Raw genomic sequence first — 781 nt, forward strand, 5'->3', positions numbered from 1 at the left:
ACGTGACCACCTACGTCGCTGAGGCGGGCTACGACGATGAGGAACTCGCCCACGCGCTGGCCTCGGTTACCGGCGGCAACCCCTTCTTCCTCATCGAGGCCCTGCGTCACGTCGATGAGAGTGGCGGCGTGTGGGACCAGAGCACCCTGCCCCAGGGTGTACGGGAAGCAGTGAGCCGCAGGCTTTCTCGGCTGCCGGTCGAGACCAACAAAGCCCTTGCCGCCGCCGCGGTGATCGGCAGCCGCTTTGCTGTGGAGCTGGTCGAACAGGTGGTCGGCACCGACCTCGTCGACGCGTTCGACGAGGCGCGTCAAGCGGGCATCGTCATCGAAGAGCCCGGCGGGTTCTACCGGTTCAACCACGCCATCGTCCGGCAGTCTCTGCTTGCCGAGCTGGCGTCGGTGCGGCGCATGCGATTGCACCAGCGCATCGCCACCACCTTGGAGACGTCGCCGGGCGCCGAGGACGAGCTGCTGGCCGAACTGGCTCATCACTATTTCGAGTGTGCGTGGGCGGGGAACGCGGCCAAGGCGGTGTTCTACTGTCGGCGTGCCGCAGATCAGGCGATGGCACGACTCGCCTACGAGGGCGCCGCTGACCTTTACCACCGCGCCCTGCACGCGCTGGAGGAGATCGACGACGAGCTCCCCGACCGCGACGACCAGACCGTTGAGCTATTGGTCGCGCGTTGCGAGGCTCTGCTGGCCGCCGGTAACCGAGGCCAGCGCGTGGGCGAGTTCCTCATCGTCGTAGCCCGCCTCAGCGACGTAGGTGGTCACGT

At 67.2% G+C, this 781-nt stretch carries 1 pseudogene; it reads left to right on the plus strand.

Annotation, left to right across the window (positions count from 1 at the left end):
- Window positions 1–781, plus strand: a pseudogene (locus A9W96_RS18440) (hypothetical protein); the annotation flags it as partial.

Origin of the sequence: Mycobacterium sp. 1245852.3 (assembly GCF_001669335.1) — a bacterium.
Classification (GTDB): Bacteria; Actinomycetota; Actinomycetes; order Mycobacteriales; family Mycobacteriaceae; genus Mycobacterium; species Mycobacterium europaeum_A.